Below are 16,177 nucleotides of genomic sequence, written 5' to 3' on the forward strand. Positions count from 1 at the left end.
CGCCCTATGAAAGTTGCCGGTTCCTTGAACCTGCGACAGACCGTACTGTCCGAAACATGCGCTACCTACACGTTGACGTCTTCAGCAGCCGGCCGTACAGCGGCAACAGCCTGGCGGTGTTCCCGGACTCCGCACAGCTCACCGCGAAGCAGATGGTGCGCATCACCCAGGAGATGCGCCACTTCGAGTCGGTCTTCCTGGCCCGGGACCCCAGCAGTGACCGGAGCCGGCATGCGCGCGTCTTCGACCTTGCCGGGGAACTCGACTTCGCCGGCCACCCTCTCATCGGGGCAGCATGTGTCCTGCACGCGCTGCACGGTGGCGACGACACCGAGACCTGGCGCCTGAAGCTCAAGGCCCGAGCGGTCGACGTCACCACCCGACGCCGAGCAGCGGGCCGCTACAGCGCCGTTCTCGACCAGGGCCCCGCTGCATTCCTCGGCCGCCCCGACATCGCCGAGCTGGCCGCCTGGTTCTCCTTGGACGCCGACGACCTGGATCCGGACCTTCCTGCGGAAGTGCTCTCCACGGGACTTCGGTACCTCATGGTTCCGGTGCGTGGCGACGCGCTGGAACGCGCCCGGATCGCCCAAGACCTCGAGGCTCCCCTCGCTGATCATGGTGCACAGTTCGCCTACCTGCTCGACGCCACCACACTGGAAGGACGTCACTGGAACAACGACGGCGTCCTCGAGGACGTGGCCACGGGTTCCGGCGCCGGTTGTGCCGCCGCCTACCTGCGCCGACACAGCCGGATCGGCGACGGGGAGACCGTCACCCTGCACCAGGGGCGCTTCACCGGCCGCGCCAGTCAGATGACGATCAGCGCACACGGCGAAGGGCAGGACATCCGCTCCGTCACGGTGGGCGGCGAAGTGGCGTTCGTTGCTGAAGGGCATCTGAGGGAGCTGCCCGTATGAGCCCCTCCGCACTGCCCCACGTCGGCCCTGACGCCATCCGGGCCGCAGTCGGATACGAAGACGTCCTGGAACCGGTGGCCCAGGCGCTCGCCGACTACAGCCGGGGCATGGGCGACTCCCCGGTGGTGGTCTTCGCACCGGCCGGGCGGGACGGCGACGTCCACGTGAAGTCCGCATGGCTGCCCGGGCGCCCGGTGTTCACCGTGAAGGTGGCGACATGGTTCCTCGAGCGATCCCGTCGCGGCGGTACGCCGGCATCCGGAATTATCGCCGTCTTCGACGCCGAGACCGGTGATCTGCGGATGCTGCTGGAGGACGAGCACCACATCTCCGACATCCGTACCGCTGCTGCGGGCGCCCTTGCCGCACGTACCCTGGCCCGACCGGATTCTGCCGTGCTCGCCGTCCTGGGCACCGGTGTCCAAGCGTATTTGCAAGTCCTGGCGGCCGCCCATGAACTTCCCCTGCGGGAGGTACGCGTGTGGGGACGCAACGCCGACCGCGTGCTGCGTCTGACCGCCGCTGTCATGGCCCGCCACCCCGAGCTGCACATGCAGGCCGCGGCCGATCCCCGAAGGGCCTGTGAAGGGGCCGACGTCCTGGTGACCGCAACCGCCAGCACAGAACCGCTGGTCGAAAGCGCGTGGCTCACGCCAGGCATGCACGTCACCGCAGTCGGCGCCGACGATCCGTCCAAGGCCGAACTGTCTCCCGACTGCCTGCTGAAAGCCGATCGGATCGTCGTCGACAGCCGTGAACTGGCCGGTATCCACGGGGACCTGGCACGAGCAGGAATGGACACCGCGGAGCATGCAGAGCTTGGAGAGGTCCTGGCCCGGACCGCACCCGGCCGGTCGGACAACGCCGAGATCACTGTCTGCAAACTCATCGGCCTCGGGGTGCAGGACCTCGCCGCAGCCGAGGTCACCCTCAGGTACCTCGACGACGGGGCTCCGTCACGCAAAAGGCCACCGGCGAGCGCAAAGGACGTGGGCTCCGCCGGGTAGGACAACCAGCGGACCTGCAAGGCCAGAACGTGCCCGCGAACCGCTCGGCCTCCTCCATCGGCACGGTATGGCCGGCTTCTGCGTCCCGGCCGATCAGGTCGAAGCCGACCTGAGTCAGGAAGCCGGCACCGAAGGCTGCGAGATGTTGCTCGACCATCCCCCTGACAGACGATCAGCCCAGGGGTCTGCGTCCCGCCGCCACGGCGTCGTCGCCGGAACGCAAGCCGTCAGCTCGGTCTTCAGCGGACATCGCCGGCCCCTCCTTCTCTGTTCCGGGTTGCGATGCGGTCGGCTACCGGAGCGGCGGGCATCCTCCGTGGTTGCGCGTCCCCTGGGTCGTGACGTCGTACAGGCTCCGGGGCGCCGACGAGACGGCCACCAGGACGTCGGCTCCGGTAGCGGGGCCCAACGCCTTGACCCGCCCGCCCGCCATGCGGCACCCGAGGCAGTCCGGATGTCCCTGCCGGGCACGGAGGTCCTTCACCCGCCAGTCCCACTGGTCGGCCGGGCGCGGGCCGTTCGGCTTCCCCCATCCCGCCAGGTGGGGGAGCCAGGTGATGGCCGCGGCCAAGGCGACCACTGCGATCCCGGAGAGTATGAGCGGCGCGGAGACAGCGATCACTCCCACACCGGTGACGCAGAAGCCGGCCAAGGCGACAGCTGTGCCGGTCCGTCCGGCCACCGTGTGCCCCAAGTCCACGTTCTCGTGTGCGCTGATGTTCTGTCCTCCGTGCGATGTAGTGCGCCGGTTCCAGTCGTGCCACAGGTCGTACGGACAGCCGGATCCGGCGCTGAAGGCTCCGTCGGTGACGTCCAAGACTCCGCCGACGCCCACGCTGAGGCAGCTACCGAGCCGATGCCCGGGCCGGCCGGCTTCAGGGCTTCCCTGCGGGTCACGGTGATCTCTGGGGGTTCGTCTGTGACGGTGTTCGTGGCCGTTGCATCTCTCCTGTCGCCCGGCCCCGGGTTGTGACAGGAGACTCGCGTCCGACAGGGTGCTCGCGCACCACCCCGCCCCAAGGTCTACCCGGGGTGGTGGAGCTCGGCATCCCATGACTCGCCGACCAGCCCCCGTCGTTCCGAACCGTCTCGGCGTCCCCGGCACTCTGCCCGTGGGCTGCGGGGCTGCGTCCTGACAGCGACAGCATCCCTGAAGCCGAGCGCCCATCTCATGTCTTCGAACTCCCTTCCCGCGGGCTCTCCACAGACGGCCACTGCCCCAGCGAAATCAACCCCGTGACGCGGACGATGAGGTAGGCGGCCAACGGCAGCTCGGCGAACACCGCGAGCGCTACCGACAGCCACACGCCCGATGTGCCGAACGTGAGCGACACATCGAACCAGGCGTCACAGATCAGCAGCACGGCCATGCCGACCGCCGGCACGATGACTGCCTTGTTCCGTAGCCAGCCCAAGATCGCCGTGGCGGCCGTGGCGACCACGAGAAGGACGTCGAACCCCACCCAGGCCAGGCGCCACTGGTGGACCTGGAAGTGGGACGGCAGAGTCAGCGCCAGCAGAACCGTCCAGGGCACCAGACCCACCGCGCAGACGGTGAGCAGCCTCAGTGTGCCACGCTGCTCCCGCCGGATCCGCTCCAGCAGCTCCCGGGCCGGAGCCGGTCCCGGGTCCCCCGGGCGGGATTCCTCCTGTGCTTCGCTCATGTCGGCTGCTCCGTTCTGATCGGTGCGGCGCGCACCTCAGTTCGCTGTTGTACGTCTAGGCGTCGCCATGCCCAGCACGGACGCCGAGGCCACCGGCCCCTGGGCCTCGGGTGACTTGCGCCGCCGTGCGGACGCCCGGCAACTTCAGAGCTCGTCGAACCAGCCTCCGCCGAGCTGAGGTCATACGCTGATCCGTGATCGCCCCTGGAGAAACACCTGCGCAGACTCGTTGGGGATCGACGGAACGCCGGCCCGCTGCTGAAGCTGGGCAATCTTGCGGCCACGCCTCACGATCGTCGGCAGGCGCGCGTCGTCAGGCCGCGCCGAAGCTCGCCCAGTGGTCGATGAGTCCTTCGCCTTCGCGCCCGGATCCGGCCTGGCTGGCGAGGGCAGCGACGATCATGTCGCCACGGCCGTGTTCGTCGGCGGGCCGGGCAGCCGCCCAGTTGTCCGGGGCGGCCTCGGGGCCGCCGTCGCTGACATGGACTTCAACGACTCCGAAGTCTTCGACGGAGGCGCGCAGGTGCAGCACGACGGGCGGCATCGCATGGCAGACAGCATTGGTGACGAGCTCGGAGATCACCAGGAGGACCTCGTAGATCTGGTCGTCGTCCAGTCCCCACGCAGCCAGAGCAGGGCGGGCCTCATGGCGGGCCGAAGCGGGAGCGAGAGGCCCGTGCTCGAGAAGCAGGCCGAACACGTGCTCACCGGTGCAGGCCGCTTGCAGCTCGGGGTGTTGCTGCCGGCGCGAGATCGTGGTCGTGTTCATCGAAATCACTGCCTGAGGAGCTGGAGAGGATTTCCTGTCCCTTCCAGAACACCTCCAGACGACTCAGAGGCCATGAGCAATCAATACCCAAACGCGAAAGTCGAAATGCGGCGCCTCGCCCTGGACCGCCACAGGGATCCAGCCGCCGGCACTGGCGGAGACGAAGGGGACACGAACACGACTGCCCGGCACCCCCGGCCGGCGAAGATCATCTGCCCCTATGTGTCCGTGAAGATCATGGACTTCACGGCGTTCCCCACGTCAAGACCCTCTAGGGGGACACACCACCCACCCTTTCATCGACAAAGCCGACCGGGTTACAGCACGGCACGCACTTGTCGCACACATTCATCTACGGAATCAGAATGATCTTCCCTGTGGTTCGCCCCTCCTCGCCCAGGCGGTGGGCGTCGATCACCTGGTCAAGAGGAAACGTGCGATCGATGTGGACCGTGATCCGACCTTCTTCGGCGAGAGAAGCCAGGGCTTCCAGGTCGGCCCGATCAGGTTCCACCAGCATGAAGTCGGCTCGCAGACCGTTCTGCGCGGCCCATTGAACCGTGTCCGCGTCGGCGCCGTTGAGTGCGACGACTCGGCCACCGGGCACCAACACCTCAGCCAGGTCCCGGATCTGCCCAGCGATGGTAGCCAGAAGGACATCGACGTCCCTCACCTGGGAACTCACTTCACGGCTCGTGTAGTCGATGACCTCATCGGCGCCAAGGCCCCTGACGAAATCGTGCTTTGCTCCGCTAGCGGTCGCGATGACGTAGGCACCGTGCGCCTTGGCGATCTGAACGGCGAGGTGGCCGACGCCTCCCGCCGCGGCCGGAATGAGTACCCGCTCTCCGACAGCGACCCCAGCCACCGCCACCAGCGCCTGCCAAGCGGTAAGACCCGCCAGGGGAAAGCCCGCCGCTTGGACATGGCTCATGCAGGGCGGCTTGAGAACAAGGTGCCTCGACGGAGCGGTCACGAACTCCGCGTACGCACCCGCCTCGGCCGGAAACCGTGGCATTCCGAAGACCTCGTCTCCCGGCCTGAAGCGCGTCACACCGGCTCCGACGGCCGCCACCACTCCTGAAACGTCCCAGCCGACAGAGAAAGGCGGTTCGCCCAAGCCTCCCCCGGTGCGCACCTTCCAGTCGACCGGATTCACGCCGGCGGCCTTCACCTCGACCAGGACCTCTGCCGGCCCGGGTTGCGGCACATCAACCTCGACAACCTCGAGAACATCAGGACCACCCAACCTGCTCTGCATTACTCGGCGCATGTATCCATCGATATCAGGCCGACACCGCGGACAAGTGAGCAGCACATACTCAACGCGTTGCATCTCCGGCGATGGAACGCGCTGTCCTGCGGGTTTGCCCACAGTGACCTCCATAGGGGTGGCGTACCGGTGAGTGGGCTGTGCGGTACCTGCCGGAGGTGATCGCGGCGCCCGTTCGGTGGTGGCCCGGTGGTCGGAGCGCGCCCGCCCACTGGGATCGCGAGCGGTGCGGCCGCGGCGTCTGTATCAGGTCGCGGGCGGCGATACCGAAGGTGATCTGGAGCGGTGGCGGCTCGTGCGGCGGTACGCGGTCGTCGTCCCCGAGGTGGGCCGTCGCCGACGCACAGCTGGATCCGGCCATGGCCGAGCCGGCGGGAGACAGCGGCGCCGGCCGGCCGCGGGCGTTGCCCACCGACGCGACGTGCTGCCGCCGGCTCGGTGAGCGGGTCGTTGAAGAAGTGGCGGGGGCCGCTTCCCGCGACCGATGACGACGGCCCGCTGCCTTCAGTAGCCGATCACTCTCCCGCGCACCGTCGCCTTCCAAGGCCACGGTGACCTGGAAGGCATGCCTGTCCGAAGGCGCGCTGTTCTCACCCACGGAGAGTGGTTCCACTGCGGCCCGCATGCCCTGTCCCATCCACATCCCTGCGCGTACCCACGCATGCGCGGTACACGCTTTACGCCCTGGTCGCCAAGGCATTGCCCGCCCTGGTCCAGGGCAGCACTACGGGTGAACGTCTTGGGTATGCCAGGATCAGCGATATGGCCGAGGGAGAGATGGCGGACACCGAGCATTCCGCACAGCCAGGACAGTTGTCGGTCGCATCCACCGCCACCGACGGCATCCGCGTGATCACCGTGGCCGGCGAGATCGACTTCGACACGATCGAACCGCTCCGCCAGGCTCTGGACGTCCCCGACCTCCCCCAGCCCCGCATCGTCATCGACGTGCATCAGGTCACCTTCATGGACTCCACCGGCATCAACCTCCTCATCGCCGCCTACCGCGCCATCACGGGAGCCGGCGGCTGGATACGCCTGGCCGCACCGACCGAGGCCGTGATGCACACGCTGCAGCTCGTCGGCGTCGACGCCCTCATCGACTGCCGCGAAACGCTCCGAGAAGCACTCGGCACCTGACCACCCCCGCGCGCGGCCTGCGCCGACCCGGGCCGGATCGGAGCGCGAGCCAGCGTGGTCGGAGCGACCCGCCTACTCGGTGCGTGCTCTGGCCCGGCAGTTCAGCCCTGATGGTGATCGTGCCGGGGCAGGTAGAGGGGACTGATCCGGCGCCAGGAGCCGTGCACGAGAGCTTCGGCCTCCCGCACCGCCCGCTGAGCGCACGACGCGTCCGTCGCCAGGCCCTGCCCGACCTGGGCGACGGAGCCCATGCGCCAGGCAGCCCTCAGCGTCGCCCGACGTGAGGCCCGGCGGCACGCGGCGGCAGTGCGTGAGCTGCTGTTTCGGCCCGCCAGGCACCATCGCGCCAGCAGGATCGCTGCCACCGCCGACAATGCGCCGACGGCGTAGACCTCATGACCGGCCACTGGCTCCTCCTGTCGAACACCCGCATGGACCGTGCCGGGTTCCTGTGCCCCCGAAACGCATTCTCAACGTCACCACCGGGCTAAGAAGACCTCACAGCCGTCGTCGGGTCATGGTGGGACGGCCCGGCGAAGGGCGGCTTCACATCCGCCCTGGGCCGCGGCGGAGCCGGCGCGCAACACGGTGCGCTGTCCCCCATCCCCGGCGGCATCCGCGCCGCTGCCCATTCCGCCCGTCCTCGGGTTCAACACGGAAGCGGTCGCATCTCCGTGACCAGCAGGCCCAGCATGCGGAAGCGGGCCAGCAGGCCGAACACGGTAGCGTGATCGTCTGCCGTATGCGTGATCGTCTGCCGCATGGAGGGTCCATGCGTCCGGCCGGCCCGTGCGACGGATTCCGGTGGCGAGCGATGGGACCGTGATGAGCGAACTGACGAAGCCCAGAATCGAGGTTCCGGAGGGTGATGTGCCCACCGAGCTAACGATCAGGGACCTCGTGGTCGGGGAAGGAGCCGAGGCGCAGCCGGGCCGGGTCGTCCGGGTTCACTATGTGGGTGTCACGTTCGCGTCCGGTAGAGAGTTCGACTCTTCCTGGGAGGAGAACCGGCCGTTCAAGTTCGCCGTGGGCGGTGGCAGGGCCATCAAAGGCTGGGACCGGGGTGTGAGGGGAATGAAGGTCGGCGGCCGACGCGAGATCATCGTTCCCCCGCGTCTCGGATACGGCAGGCAGTCGCCGTCTCCCCTGATCCCGGCGGGCTCGACGCTGATCTTCGTCGTGGACCTGCTATCGGTCGTGGGCGGGCCCGCCTGAGCGAGCCCGGGCTCGGCCTGAGCCCGGCGCCTCTGAGGAAGACGCGACACCCCACCACTGCCGTGTACTTGTTGCCAGGGGACTCGCGGGCCGTCACGAGACCTCTTGGAGCGGACCGAGACCCGTTCAGGTCGCCCTAGGGTCCGACAGCCCAGAAACGTGTGGTGCCCTCGGCCGTCGCGGCGAGTGTGCTCCCGTCCTCATTGAGTGCCAGATGGTAGACGTCCACAACGTGGCCGGTGAGGTCCGCGACCTACAAGCCGTCTCGAAACACACCGACAAACCCACCCGTGGGATAGTAACGCCCATGGAGGGAGCATGAGTTACTCGATATTCGTCTTCCACGCCAACGCTGCCTATGCCCACGACTCGCAGCAGGACACCTTCATGGCGCTCGCCGCGATGTACGTGGAGGCCAGTCCGGTCTATCGGGAGGTCGGGTGGCTGCGGGACTGGCAGACCTTCTGGATGGAGGAAGCGGGAAACCAGGGGAACGGATGCAGCGATCTCGATCCTCAGAGGTATCTGACCGATGACGATCGCATCGTGCTGTTCCGGGAGTTCCTTGACGACTACAGGTCCTGGGTGAGCACCACAGCCGCATCCATCAACTTGGTCACCGGGTATGACGCGGACAAACTCGTCGACTTCACCGAGACGATGGAAGCCGTGATCACCGGCGACAGGACGAACCCCAGGGTCATTCCGAGCGGCTCCGTGCCTTTCCAAGGCTGGATGAACGAACCCTTCGCGGGCCCGCCGCCGACCGCCGGAGGAGGCAAGGGGGCCACTTGATGGAGATCGTCGTGTTGAGCGGTTGTGTGCAGCCAAACAGCTACGCCCACGCGGCCCCGCGAACTGTGGCGGCCGGTCACCGGCGCACAGAGGAAACAAGATCAGATGGTGTCTGAGTCGGGAGCCGCACCGACCCATCGGTGATAGGCGTCTACGTCGACGTTGCTGCCGCACACGATGGTGACTACGTGTCGGCCAGCGAAGCGGTCACGGTCTTCGATGATCGCCGCGATGCCGAGCGCGGCCGACGGTTCGACGACGAGGCCGGCGTGGTTGAGGAGCATCCGCATACCGGCGATGATCGACGCCTCCTGGACCAGGACGGCGTCGTCAGCGACGAGGAGGAGGTCGTCCAGGACGTCCGGGATGGGACACCGGCCGGAGACGCCGTCAGCGATGGTGTGGGTCGAGTCGGTGGTGACGACGCGCCGCCTGTGCCACGAGTGTGTCATCGCCGGTGCGCCCAGCGGCTGGACGCAGATCACCTCGGCTTCGGGTGCCATGGCCTTCACCACATGGCCTACGCCGGTGGCCAGCGCGCCGCCGCCGAGCGCGATCAGGACGGCGTCGAACGATGGCATGGTGTCCACCAGTTCCAGGCCGATGGTCGCCGCGCCCTCGCAGGTTTCGATGTCCAGGCTGTCTTCGACCAGCCGGATGCCGTCGCCGCCCGCGATGGCCGCTGCCCGCTCGCGAGCCATCTCGTGGTCGCCGTCCACCAGTTCCAGCTTGGCGTCCAGTGCGCGAATGCGGTCGAGCTTGGTGGCAGTCGCGAAGCGGGATGCCACGACGGTGACGTCGAGCCCCCGGCGGCGACCGGACCAAGCGAGGGCTTGGCCAAGGTTGCCCGCGCTGGCGCACACCACGGCTCGCGAGCCAGTGTCGGCGAGCAGGTTCGCGACGACCTCGGTGCCGCGGGCCTTGAAGCTGCGGACCGGGTTCGCCGTTTCGAGCTTGATGCTCACCGTGCACCCGAGGTCGGGCTCCAGCGCCTCGCAGCGGTACAGCGGAGTGTCGAGAAACATCGGGTCGATTACCCGGCGAGCCTCCCGGATCCGAGCAGTGTCGAGGCGCGTCTCCTGCATGACACAGCAGCCTAGCGCCGCCGACGCTTCACCCTTTGGGCGAATGCCCGGCGGAACCGGGATCAATAGGTCAAGACCTGTAGGTCGGGTCGGTTGAGGGTCTTCATGCCGCGGCGGGCTCGGGATGCCCGACGAGGTGACCGCGTTCGAAGAGGGCTCCGCCACGGACGAAGGCGACGAGATGGAATGCGTTCACGGCCCGCCTGCGAGCCTGGGCGGATTCGACGAGTCTGAAGCCCATCGCGCGGGCAGCCGCCCGGGAGTCGGCGCCGCGGGTGCCCTTGGTGCGCAGGCGGACGGTTGCGAAGGTCGACTCGACGGGGTTGGTGGTCCGCAGGTGGATCCAGTGCTCAGCGGAGAAGTCGTAGAACGCCAGCAGCTCGTCCTCGTCATCGACGATCTTCGTGACGGGCTTGGGGAACTTCGCGCCGTACTGCTAGGCGAACACCTTCACGGCCACGGGCCGCATACTCGTGGTCTTCCGCGTCGCAGAAGTCCTGGATCGCCGTGGTCGGCCTGCCACTGCACGATCAGGCGGGGTGACCGTGGCCGGGGACAGGCCGGCGAGCTGCCCGGGAACTGCTCCAGCGCGGGCACGAAATCACCGGAAGACAGGCCGCGCAGGTAGAGCGACGGCAGCACCTCGGACATCTTCGGGGACCACAGGATCTGAGCACTGCTCCGGTCGCCTGTGCCCCCGACACAGCGATGGCCGGGTCCATCAGCGCCACCCCGAGCGGATCATGGCGTTCGAGAAGCCCACGAACAGCACACACCACACACCCTCATCCCGCTCAAGAGGTCCAAGCAAAGGCGTTGGGCGTGTCCGTGGGTGATGCGGCAGTCCCCGGGCCGGAGCCGTGTTCCACGCCGCCTCGTTCGGCGATGACCGGGCAAATGCCGCTCTGCCAGAGCGGGCGGCGTTACTTGTCGTGGTCGTACCGCGGTCCTCAAGAAGCGCTTCGGGACGACGCCATGGCCGGCCGACGATGCCGACGACCGCCGGGACCTCGTCGTTCAGGGCATCTGGGCCCGCCCGGCGTGATGCCGGGCGGGCCCATCATGGTGTGGTGCGTCCGACAAGGGCACGCGGGCACGCCCATCCCCGGCAGACGCGGACCGCGTAGCTGCGAAGCAGCGCAGGAGCGGGGTCGGGTGGTGTGTGCGTCAGCCCTACAACATCACGCAGCTGTCGCCGTTTCCGACGTGGCAAATGTACAGTCGGACATCGGCCACGTCTTTGGCGTGATCCGCAGGCTTGATCTTGTGGAAGTTGCCGTCGCTGACCCAAGCGGAACCGTTCCACTTCGAGTACTTGGTGTAGAGGCCTTCGCTCACCCCGTCAGTCGAACAGTGGTCGACAACCGCCATGTCCCAATCGGTCTTGTAGGCCTGCTTGCCGTTGTACTGGGTGGTCTCGTACCAGTGGTAGGTGCCGGAGGCGGTTCCGCAACCGTTGGCGGTACGGCCCGAGAAGGTTCCGCCCGAGGCATGGGCGGCACCGGTGAACGTGACCAGCAGGCCGGCAGCAGTGACTGCCGTGGCCAGAAGCCGCAGTGCGCCCTTGATGGCGTCATTTCGCATGGTGGGTCCTTTTCTCGTGTGAGGGTTGCCGCTGCTTCTCTCTGTGCGTGTCCGGGGTGACTTCTGCGGAGGGGCGACTCCATCCCGGGTTCGCTGACTCCCCCTCGTCGGGCTCGTCCGTTCGCTGTGCTGCCGACGCCCGCCGAGCCGCGGCCTTTGGGGCGTCCGTCGCGTTGTTCTCTGTCGTGTACCAAGGTGCGCTCCCGGCCATCGGCGAACCTTGGACGAACATTGAATGGGCTGGTCGAAGGCTCTGTGCCAAGGTGGTCTTGAGACTCGAGGGGGTGCAGTGGAGGTTGAGTTCACTGTCTTAGGCAGCGTCGAGGCGCGCGTGGACGGCCGAATCGTCGATCTGGGCCACGCCCGGCAGCGGTGCGTGCTGGCCGTGCTGCTCGTCGACGCCAACCAGGTGGTGTCGGTGGACCAGCTTGTCGACCGCGTCTGGGCTGACCGTCCTCCGCAGCGGGCCCGGAACACGCTCTACGGCTACGTCTCCCGTCTGCGGCAGGCTCTGGCCGTCGCCGAGGGGGTGGATGTCGTCCGGCGATCCGGTGGCTACGTCCTCGACGTCGAAGCGACGGCAGTGGACCTGCATCGTTTCCACGACCTCGTCACCCGGGCCCGGGCGGCCGCCCGGAACCTGCAGGACGAGCAGGCTGCGGCCCTGTTCGGGCAGGCACTCGGCCTCTGGCGAGGACACGCCTTCGCGGGTTTGGACACCCCTTGGATCAACGACCTGCGCGATGCCGTGGACCGGGAACGCATCGCTGCCGAACTCGACCACACCGACGTTCGGCTCCGCCGCGGTCACCACAGCGGACTGCTGGGCGAGTTGTCCGCCCGGATCGAGAGGCACCCGCTGGACGAACGGCTGGCCGGCCAGTTCATCCTTGCCCTGTATCGCTCCGGCCGCCCGGCCGACGCCCTCAGCCAGTACCGGCGAATCCGGCTGCTACTGGCCGAAGAACTCGGCTGTGATCCCAGCGTCCCGTTGCGGCGACTGCACCAACAGATCCTCACCACAGACCCCGCGTTGAACGTCCCACCCGCCGGGCACGCCACGGGCTCTGCACCCACCGTCGTGGCGCGCCAGTTACCCGCACCTCACCCGGGGCCCACGGCACGGTTCGACACTGTCCTGCCCGGTCCGCACACACCGCAGCGCCCCAGGACGGGGAGCCGCCTGATCGGCCGGGCAGCGGAGTTGGCGGTTCTCGACGGGGCGGTCGAGGATGCCCTTGCCGGTGTGCCAGGGGTGGTCGAGGTGGTCGGGGAACCGGGTATCGGCAAGACTCGGCTGCTCGGCGAACTGGATGAGCGGGCGAGACAGCGCGGGTTCGTGTCCCTGGCCGGCCGCAGCGTGGAGTTCGACCGGGCTCCATATGGTGCGTTCGTGGACGCCTTGGACGACCACCTCGGCAACCTTGACTCTCGAAGGCTCCGGCAGGATGGCTCACCGTCGGGCGCGTTGGCCCTGTTGAGCACCGTCTTCCCAGCGCTCAGCGACCGTCTCCCGACCGGGCCAGATCCGGTGACGGTCGAACGGTACTGGTTCCACCGGGCAGTACGGACGTTGCTGGAGACGATCAGTGCCGACGGCGGGCTCGTGCTCAGCCTGGACGACCTGCAGTGGACGGACGACGGTACAGCCGAGCTGATCGACCATCTGGTAAGGCACCCGCCGAGGACACCACTGCTGCTCGCCCTCGCCTACCGGCCCCGGCAGGCCCCGCCGCGGCTGGCCGCAGCGCTGGCCCGGGCGGGTACGGAGCGAAGAGTGGCCAGGGTCGAGCTGGGTCCGCTGTCTCCGGCCGAGGGAGCGGAGCTGTGCGGGGCCAGGACGGATCACTGGCGTTTCCAACGGCTGTACGAGGCCAGTGGCGGCAACCCCTTCTACCTGGAGGCGCTGACCCGGAGCGTCGGCAGTCAAAGCCCGTCGGCGGTCCCGGCCCCTGTCGCCGGCGACCTGCCAGAGTCGGTGCGCGCCGCACTGCTGGAAGAACTGGGAGGTCTGTCGGCCACTGCGAGGGTCTGTACACAGGCGGCCGCGGTGCTCGGCGACTCCTTCGAAGCCGACATGGTGGCAGTCGTGGCCCAGACCGGTGAGACGCAGGCCCTTGCCGCTCTGGACGAGGCCGCGGAGAGGGATCTCGTACGCCAGACCGGCCCCACGCGTCAGTTCCACTTCCGCCATCCGCTGGTGCGGGCAGCGGTGTACCAGGGAGCGGGCGCCGGTTGGCGGATCGAGGCGCATGCCCGGGCCGCGGTCGGCCTGGCACTGCGCGGCGCACCGCTGACCGCCCAGGCGTCGCACGTTCAGCGTTCGGCGCGCGTAGGGGACGAACACGCCGTCGACGTACTTGTACGGGCCGCCCGTCAGGTGATGACGATCGCACCGGCCGCCGCCGCGCACTGGACGCATGAAGCCCTGCGGTTGCTGGGCACACAGAGTCGGCTACGGCCCGAACTGTGGATCCAGCAGGCCGATGCGCTGGGCATGGCGGGACGTCTGCTGGAAAGCCGTGACGTCCTACGCACGGCCGCCTCTCTCCTCCCCGCGCAGGCCCGGGGTCAACGGGCCCGAGTGACTGCCCTACGGGCCACCATGGAGTGGGCGCTCGGCCGGTACGAAGAGGCCACGGCTCTGCTGCTTCGGGAGTTGGCCGATCACGAGGGCCGGCTGACCCCGGAGACCGCCGCTCTGGAGTTGGGGGTCGCAGTGGTTGCGCTCCGTACGAACGACTTCTCCACCGCCGTCGACTGGGGCGAGCGGGCGTTGCGCTCCTCGGAACGCGTCGGCGACCCGCTGCAGGCCACCGCGGTCCGCGCTCTGCTGGCACTGGCGCATACCTTCGCCGGCGACGCCCGGGCGACCGACTACCTCGACCTGGTGTTGGAAGCCCTCGACGACACCGACGACCAGCAGCTGGCCGGCCAGCTGGACACCCTCGTCATGACGGGCTGGACGGAGATGCTCCACGAACGGTACGACGCCGCACTGGGTCATCTCGCCAGAGGGCTGGACGTGTCACGCCGCACCGGCCAGAGCCTCGTGCTCGCGGACCTGTTCGCAGCCTCCGCCTACGCCTACATGTGGCTCGGGCGGCTGGACGAGGCGGAGGCGTATGCGCGCGACGCGCTGGAGGCGGCCTCACTCGTCGGCAGCAGCGAGCCGCGCTCGCTGGCCGACGTGGTGAGCGCGGCGGTCGTGATGTGGCGCGGAGACTTCGCCGAGGCACTGAAGATCTGTGAGGAGTCGCTGTCGCTGGACGGCCCTGCGCTGGGCGCGCACCGGTCGGCGATGGTCGGGATGCTCGGGCAGACGCTGCTGCTCAACGGCGATCCGGAGGGCTGCGTCAGAAAGGTGCTCGAAGCGGGCGGCGGCCCGCACCTCTACGGGTTCGAAGCCCCGGTCCGCCCTATGTGGTTCCGGCTGCTGTCCGTCGCCCAACTGGCTCTGGGTGACGTGACGGCTGCCGAAGGGTGGGCGGACCGCGCTGCCGCTGCCGCAGCCTCTGACGGGCCGTCCGGTCGACGCGGTTTCGCATTGCTGGCCCGCGCCGAGGTACAACTTGCCCGGCAGAATCCGGCAGCGGGCCCCACCGCGTGCGAGGCTGCTGCCGAGTTCCGTGCGGCTCGCATGCTCCTCAACGAGGGCATGGCCCGGCTGACAGCCGGTACCGCGCTCTCTGCCTTCGGCCGCCAGACCGAAGGGCTCGCCCAGTTGGAACAGGCCAAATCCCTGTCCGTCACCTGCGGAGCCCTTGCCCTGTCCGAGCTGGCCGATCAGGAGCACCACCGAATCGCCGTCCAACCCCCGCCTGCGACGACCGGGACGTAAGGTTCCCGAACTGCACAAACTCCGCTGGAGCGAGCCCGTTGGCGGGGTGGCGGCTCGCCTTCCCGGCGGCTCATCGAGGACGGCGGCCAGTTCCTCGGCGGCCCGGCCCATGGTGTAGGCGGGGCAGTCGTCGAGAGACCCGAACGAGTCGTCTGCCTGTCATCGCCCCTCTCTGTGGAACGCGTGGAGGGGCCCTGGTGCCGTATCGGCACCAGGGCCCCGAAGGAATTGCTACACCATCTGCCGGCCCTACTGTTGCGCCGGTCTCATGTTTCCGCAGACCCGACCTGAACACTGTCGGGATGCGGGGATCGCGGATGCGTGACCGGAGACCACCTCACTGTCGATGTCCTGCGGTACCCGGACCCACTACCTGTCCGGGCGATCCTGATGGCGCGGGCTCCTCCGTTCTTCCCTCTGATCGATCGCTCGCCGAACCAGTACTGCGGTACTGCTCATGGCGGCCCCTGATCACCGCGGGCCGCCCGGTCCGGCCGTCAGTCCCGTCGCCGTCCTGCGACAACCCTGGCTTCGGAACTCCACCGCCGCACCGTCCTGCGTACTGCTGCCCGGCAGTTCATTTCTGCCGGGCCCTTCGTGATCTCGTCTACGACAGAAACCATAACCGGCCCGCCATCCAATGTCTACTCCAGCCATCATAGATTTTCGCGAGTCTGGCCGCGAGATAGTCGCCCACGAACAACAGCGAACAAGCAGACCCCCGGCTCCCTGCGGCTGGGCTGCCACTCCCGTCCGCGCACGCGCACCTCGCCGCGGATCGCAGCACCTCATCCGGCTTCACCCGCGATCGGCACCGCACCCGGAAGACCGGCCAAGCGCGGTCGATGGGTCCAGGGCCGGGCAGGCGTGGCTGTAGGCGGACC

13 protein-coding genes and 1 pseudogene are annotated in these 16,177 nt (G+C 68.3%); 6 read left to right on the forward strand and 8 right to left on the reverse strand.

The features are described 5' to 3' along the window. The first annotated feature begins 56 nt into the window (after positions 1–56). Together OHS82_RS02870 and OHS82_RS02875 are read left to right on the forward strand one after the other, a co-directional pair. A complete protein-coding gene (locus OHS82_RS02870) occupies positions 57–920 on the forward strand; it encodes a PhzF family phenazine biosynthesis protein (protein ID WP_057574961.1) in 864 nt (287 codons plus the stop codon). Further along, positions 917–1,927: an ornithine cyclodeaminase family protein gene (locus OHS82_RS02875; protein ID WP_328433192.1), complete on the forward strand. Its 1,011-nt coding sequence runs from the start codon at positions 917–919 to the stop codon at positions 1,925–1,927. The genes OHS82_RS02870 and OHS82_RS02875 overlap by 4 nt, the downstream gene beginning before the upstream one ends. A gap of 292 nt (positions 1,928–2,219) precedes the next feature. On the opposite strand, the gene OHS82_RS02880 is transcribed toward OHS82_RS02875, so the two are convergent. From OHS82_RS02880 to OHS82_RS02895, 4 genes are all read right to left on the reverse strand, one after another. Next, positions 2,220–2,645: an HGxxPAAW family protein gene (locus tag OHS82_RS02880; protein ID WP_242432959.1), complete on the reverse strand. Its 426-nt coding sequence runs from the start codon at positions 2,643–2,645 to the stop codon at positions 2,220–2,222. 451 nt (positions 2,646–3,096) lie between these two features. Further along, positions 3,097–3,591: a hypothetical protein gene (locus OHS82_RS02885; RefSeq protein WP_057574959.1), complete on the reverse strand. Its 495-nt coding sequence runs from the start codon at positions 3,589–3,591 to the stop codon at positions 3,097–3,099. A 313-nt stretch (positions 3,592–3,904) separates the two neighbouring features. Further along, a complete protein-coding gene (locus tag OHS82_RS02890) occupies positions 3,905–4,360 on the reverse strand; it encodes an ATP-binding protein (protein ID WP_057574958.1) in 456 nt (151 codons plus the stop codon). Positions 4,361–4,712: 352 nt separating this feature from the next. Further along, positions 4,713–5,633, reverse strand: a complete 921-nt coding sequence (locus OHS82_RS02895; RefSeq protein WP_057574957.1) for an NADP-dependent oxidoreductase — start codon at positions 5,631–5,633, stop codon at positions 4,713–4,715. A 762-nt stretch (positions 5,634–6,395) separates the two neighbouring features. On the opposite strand from OHS82_RS02895, the gene OHS82_RS02900 reads away from it, so the two are divergent. Continuing rightward, positions 6,396–6,773 (forward strand): STAS domain-containing protein, encoded by a 378-nt coding sequence (locus OHS82_RS02900; protein ID WP_079040956.1) that lies wholly within the window; start codon positions 6,396–6,398, stop codon positions 6,771–6,773. Positions 6,774–6,874: 101 nt separating this feature from the next. On the opposite strand, the gene OHS82_RS02905 is transcribed toward OHS82_RS02900, so the two are convergent. Then, positions 6,875–7,180 (reverse strand): hypothetical protein, encoded by a 306-nt coding sequence (locus tag OHS82_RS02905; RefSeq protein WP_157876262.1) that lies wholly within the window; start codon positions 7,178–7,180, stop codon positions 6,875–6,877. A gap of 418 nt (positions 7,181–7,598) precedes the next feature. Here OHS82_RS02905 and OHS82_RS02910 point away from each other — a divergent pair, with 418 nt between their 5' ends. Then, the gene (locus tag OHS82_RS02910) at positions 7,599–7,988 is read left to right on the forward strand and encodes an FKBP-type peptidyl-prolyl cis-trans isomerase (protein ID WP_057575222.1); all 390 of its coding nucleotides are present in this window, start codon (positions 7,599–7,601) and stop codon (positions 7,986–7,988) included. A 318-nt stretch (positions 7,989–8,306) separates the two neighbouring features. Next, the gene (locus OHS82_RS02915; protein WP_328433194.1) at positions 8,307–8,783 is read left to right on the forward strand and encodes a hypothetical protein; all 477 of its coding nucleotides are present in this window, start codon (positions 8,307–8,309) and stop codon (positions 8,781–8,783) included. A 101-nt stretch (positions 8,784–8,884) separates the two neighbouring features. Here the strand turns inward: OHS82_RS02915 and OHS82_RS02920 are convergent, their stop codons facing one another. The 3 genes and pseudogenes from OHS82_RS02920 to OHS82_RS02930 all read right to left on the reverse strand — a co-directional run bounded on the left by OHS82_RS02920 (position 8,885) and on the right by OHS82_RS02930 (position 11,452). Then, the gene (locus OHS82_RS02920) at positions 8,885–9,868 is read right to left on the reverse strand and encodes a threonine ammonia-lyase (protein ID WP_328433195.1); all 984 of its coding nucleotides are present in this window, start codon (positions 9,866–9,868) and stop codon (positions 8,885–8,887) included. Between the two features lie 103 nt (positions 9,869–9,971). Then, positions 9,972–10,301: pseudogene (locus OHS82_RS02925) on the reverse strand (transposase); the annotation flags it as partial. Positions 10,302–11,041: 740 nt separating this feature from the next. Then, on the reverse strand, positions 11,042–11,452 hold the full coding sequence (locus OHS82_RS02930) for a hypothetical protein (protein ID WP_057574954.1): 411 nt from the start codon (positions 11,450–11,452) through the stop codon (positions 11,042–11,044). Between the two features lie 289 nt (positions 11,453–11,741). Here OHS82_RS02930 and OHS82_RS02935 point away from each other — a divergent pair, with 289 nt between their 5' ends. Continuing rightward, positions 11,742–15,293 carry a BTAD domain-containing putative transcriptional regulator gene (locus OHS82_RS02935; protein WP_328433196.1) on the forward strand — a complete coding sequence of 1,184 codons (3,552 nt, stop codon included), beginning with the start codon at positions 11,742–11,744 and terminating at the stop codon, positions 15,291–15,293. The last annotated feature ends 884 nt before the right edge of the window (positions 15,294–16,177 follow it).

This window comes from Streptomyces sp. NBC_00425, assembly GCF_036030735.1.
Taxonomy (GTDB): Bacteria; Actinomycetota; Actinomycetes; order Streptomycetales; family Streptomycetaceae; genus Streptomyces.

Excerpts from the sequence above, each read along its gene's own strand:
- OHS82_RS02870 (WP_057574961.1), top strand. The coding sequence starts at position 57 with ATGCGCTACCTACACGTTGACGTCTTCAGCAGCCGGCCGTACAGCGGC.
- OHS82_RS02875 (WP_328433192.1), top strand. The coding sequence starts at position 917 with ATGAGCCCCTCCGCACTGCCCCACGTCGGCCCTGACGCCATCCGGGCC.
- OHS82_RS02885 (WP_057574959.1), bottom strand. The coding sequence starts at position 3,591 with ATGAGCGAAGCACAGGAGGAATCCCGCCCGGGGGACCCGGGACCGGCT.
- OHS82_RS02890 (WP_057574958.1), bottom strand. The coding sequence starts at position 4,360 with ATGAACACGACCACGATCTCGCGCCGGCAGCAACACCCCGAGCTGCAA.
- OHS82_RS02895 (WP_057574957.1), bottom strand. The coding sequence starts at position 5,633 with ATGCGCCGAGTAATGCAGAGCAGGTTGGGTGGTCCTGATGTTCTCGAG.
- OHS82_RS02900 (WP_079040956.1), top strand. The coding sequence starts at position 6,396 with ATGGCCGAGGGAGAGATGGCGGACACCGAGCATTCCGCACAGCCAGGA.
- OHS82_RS02910 (WP_057575222.1), top strand. The coding sequence starts at position 7,599 with ATGAGCGAACTGACGAAGCCCAGAATCGAGGTTCCGGAGGGTGATGTG.
- OHS82_RS02915 (WP_328433194.1), top strand. The coding sequence starts at position 8,307 with ATGAGTTACTCGATATTCGTCTTCCACGCCAACGCTGCCTATGCCCAC.
- OHS82_RS02920 (WP_328433195.1), bottom strand. The coding sequence starts at position 9,868 with ATGCAGGAGACGCGCCTCGACACTGCTCGGATCCGGGAGGCTCGCCGG.
- OHS82_RS02930 (WP_057574954.1), bottom strand. The coding sequence starts at position 11,452 with ATGCGAAATGACGCCATCAAGGGCGCACTGCGGCTTCTGGCCACGGCA.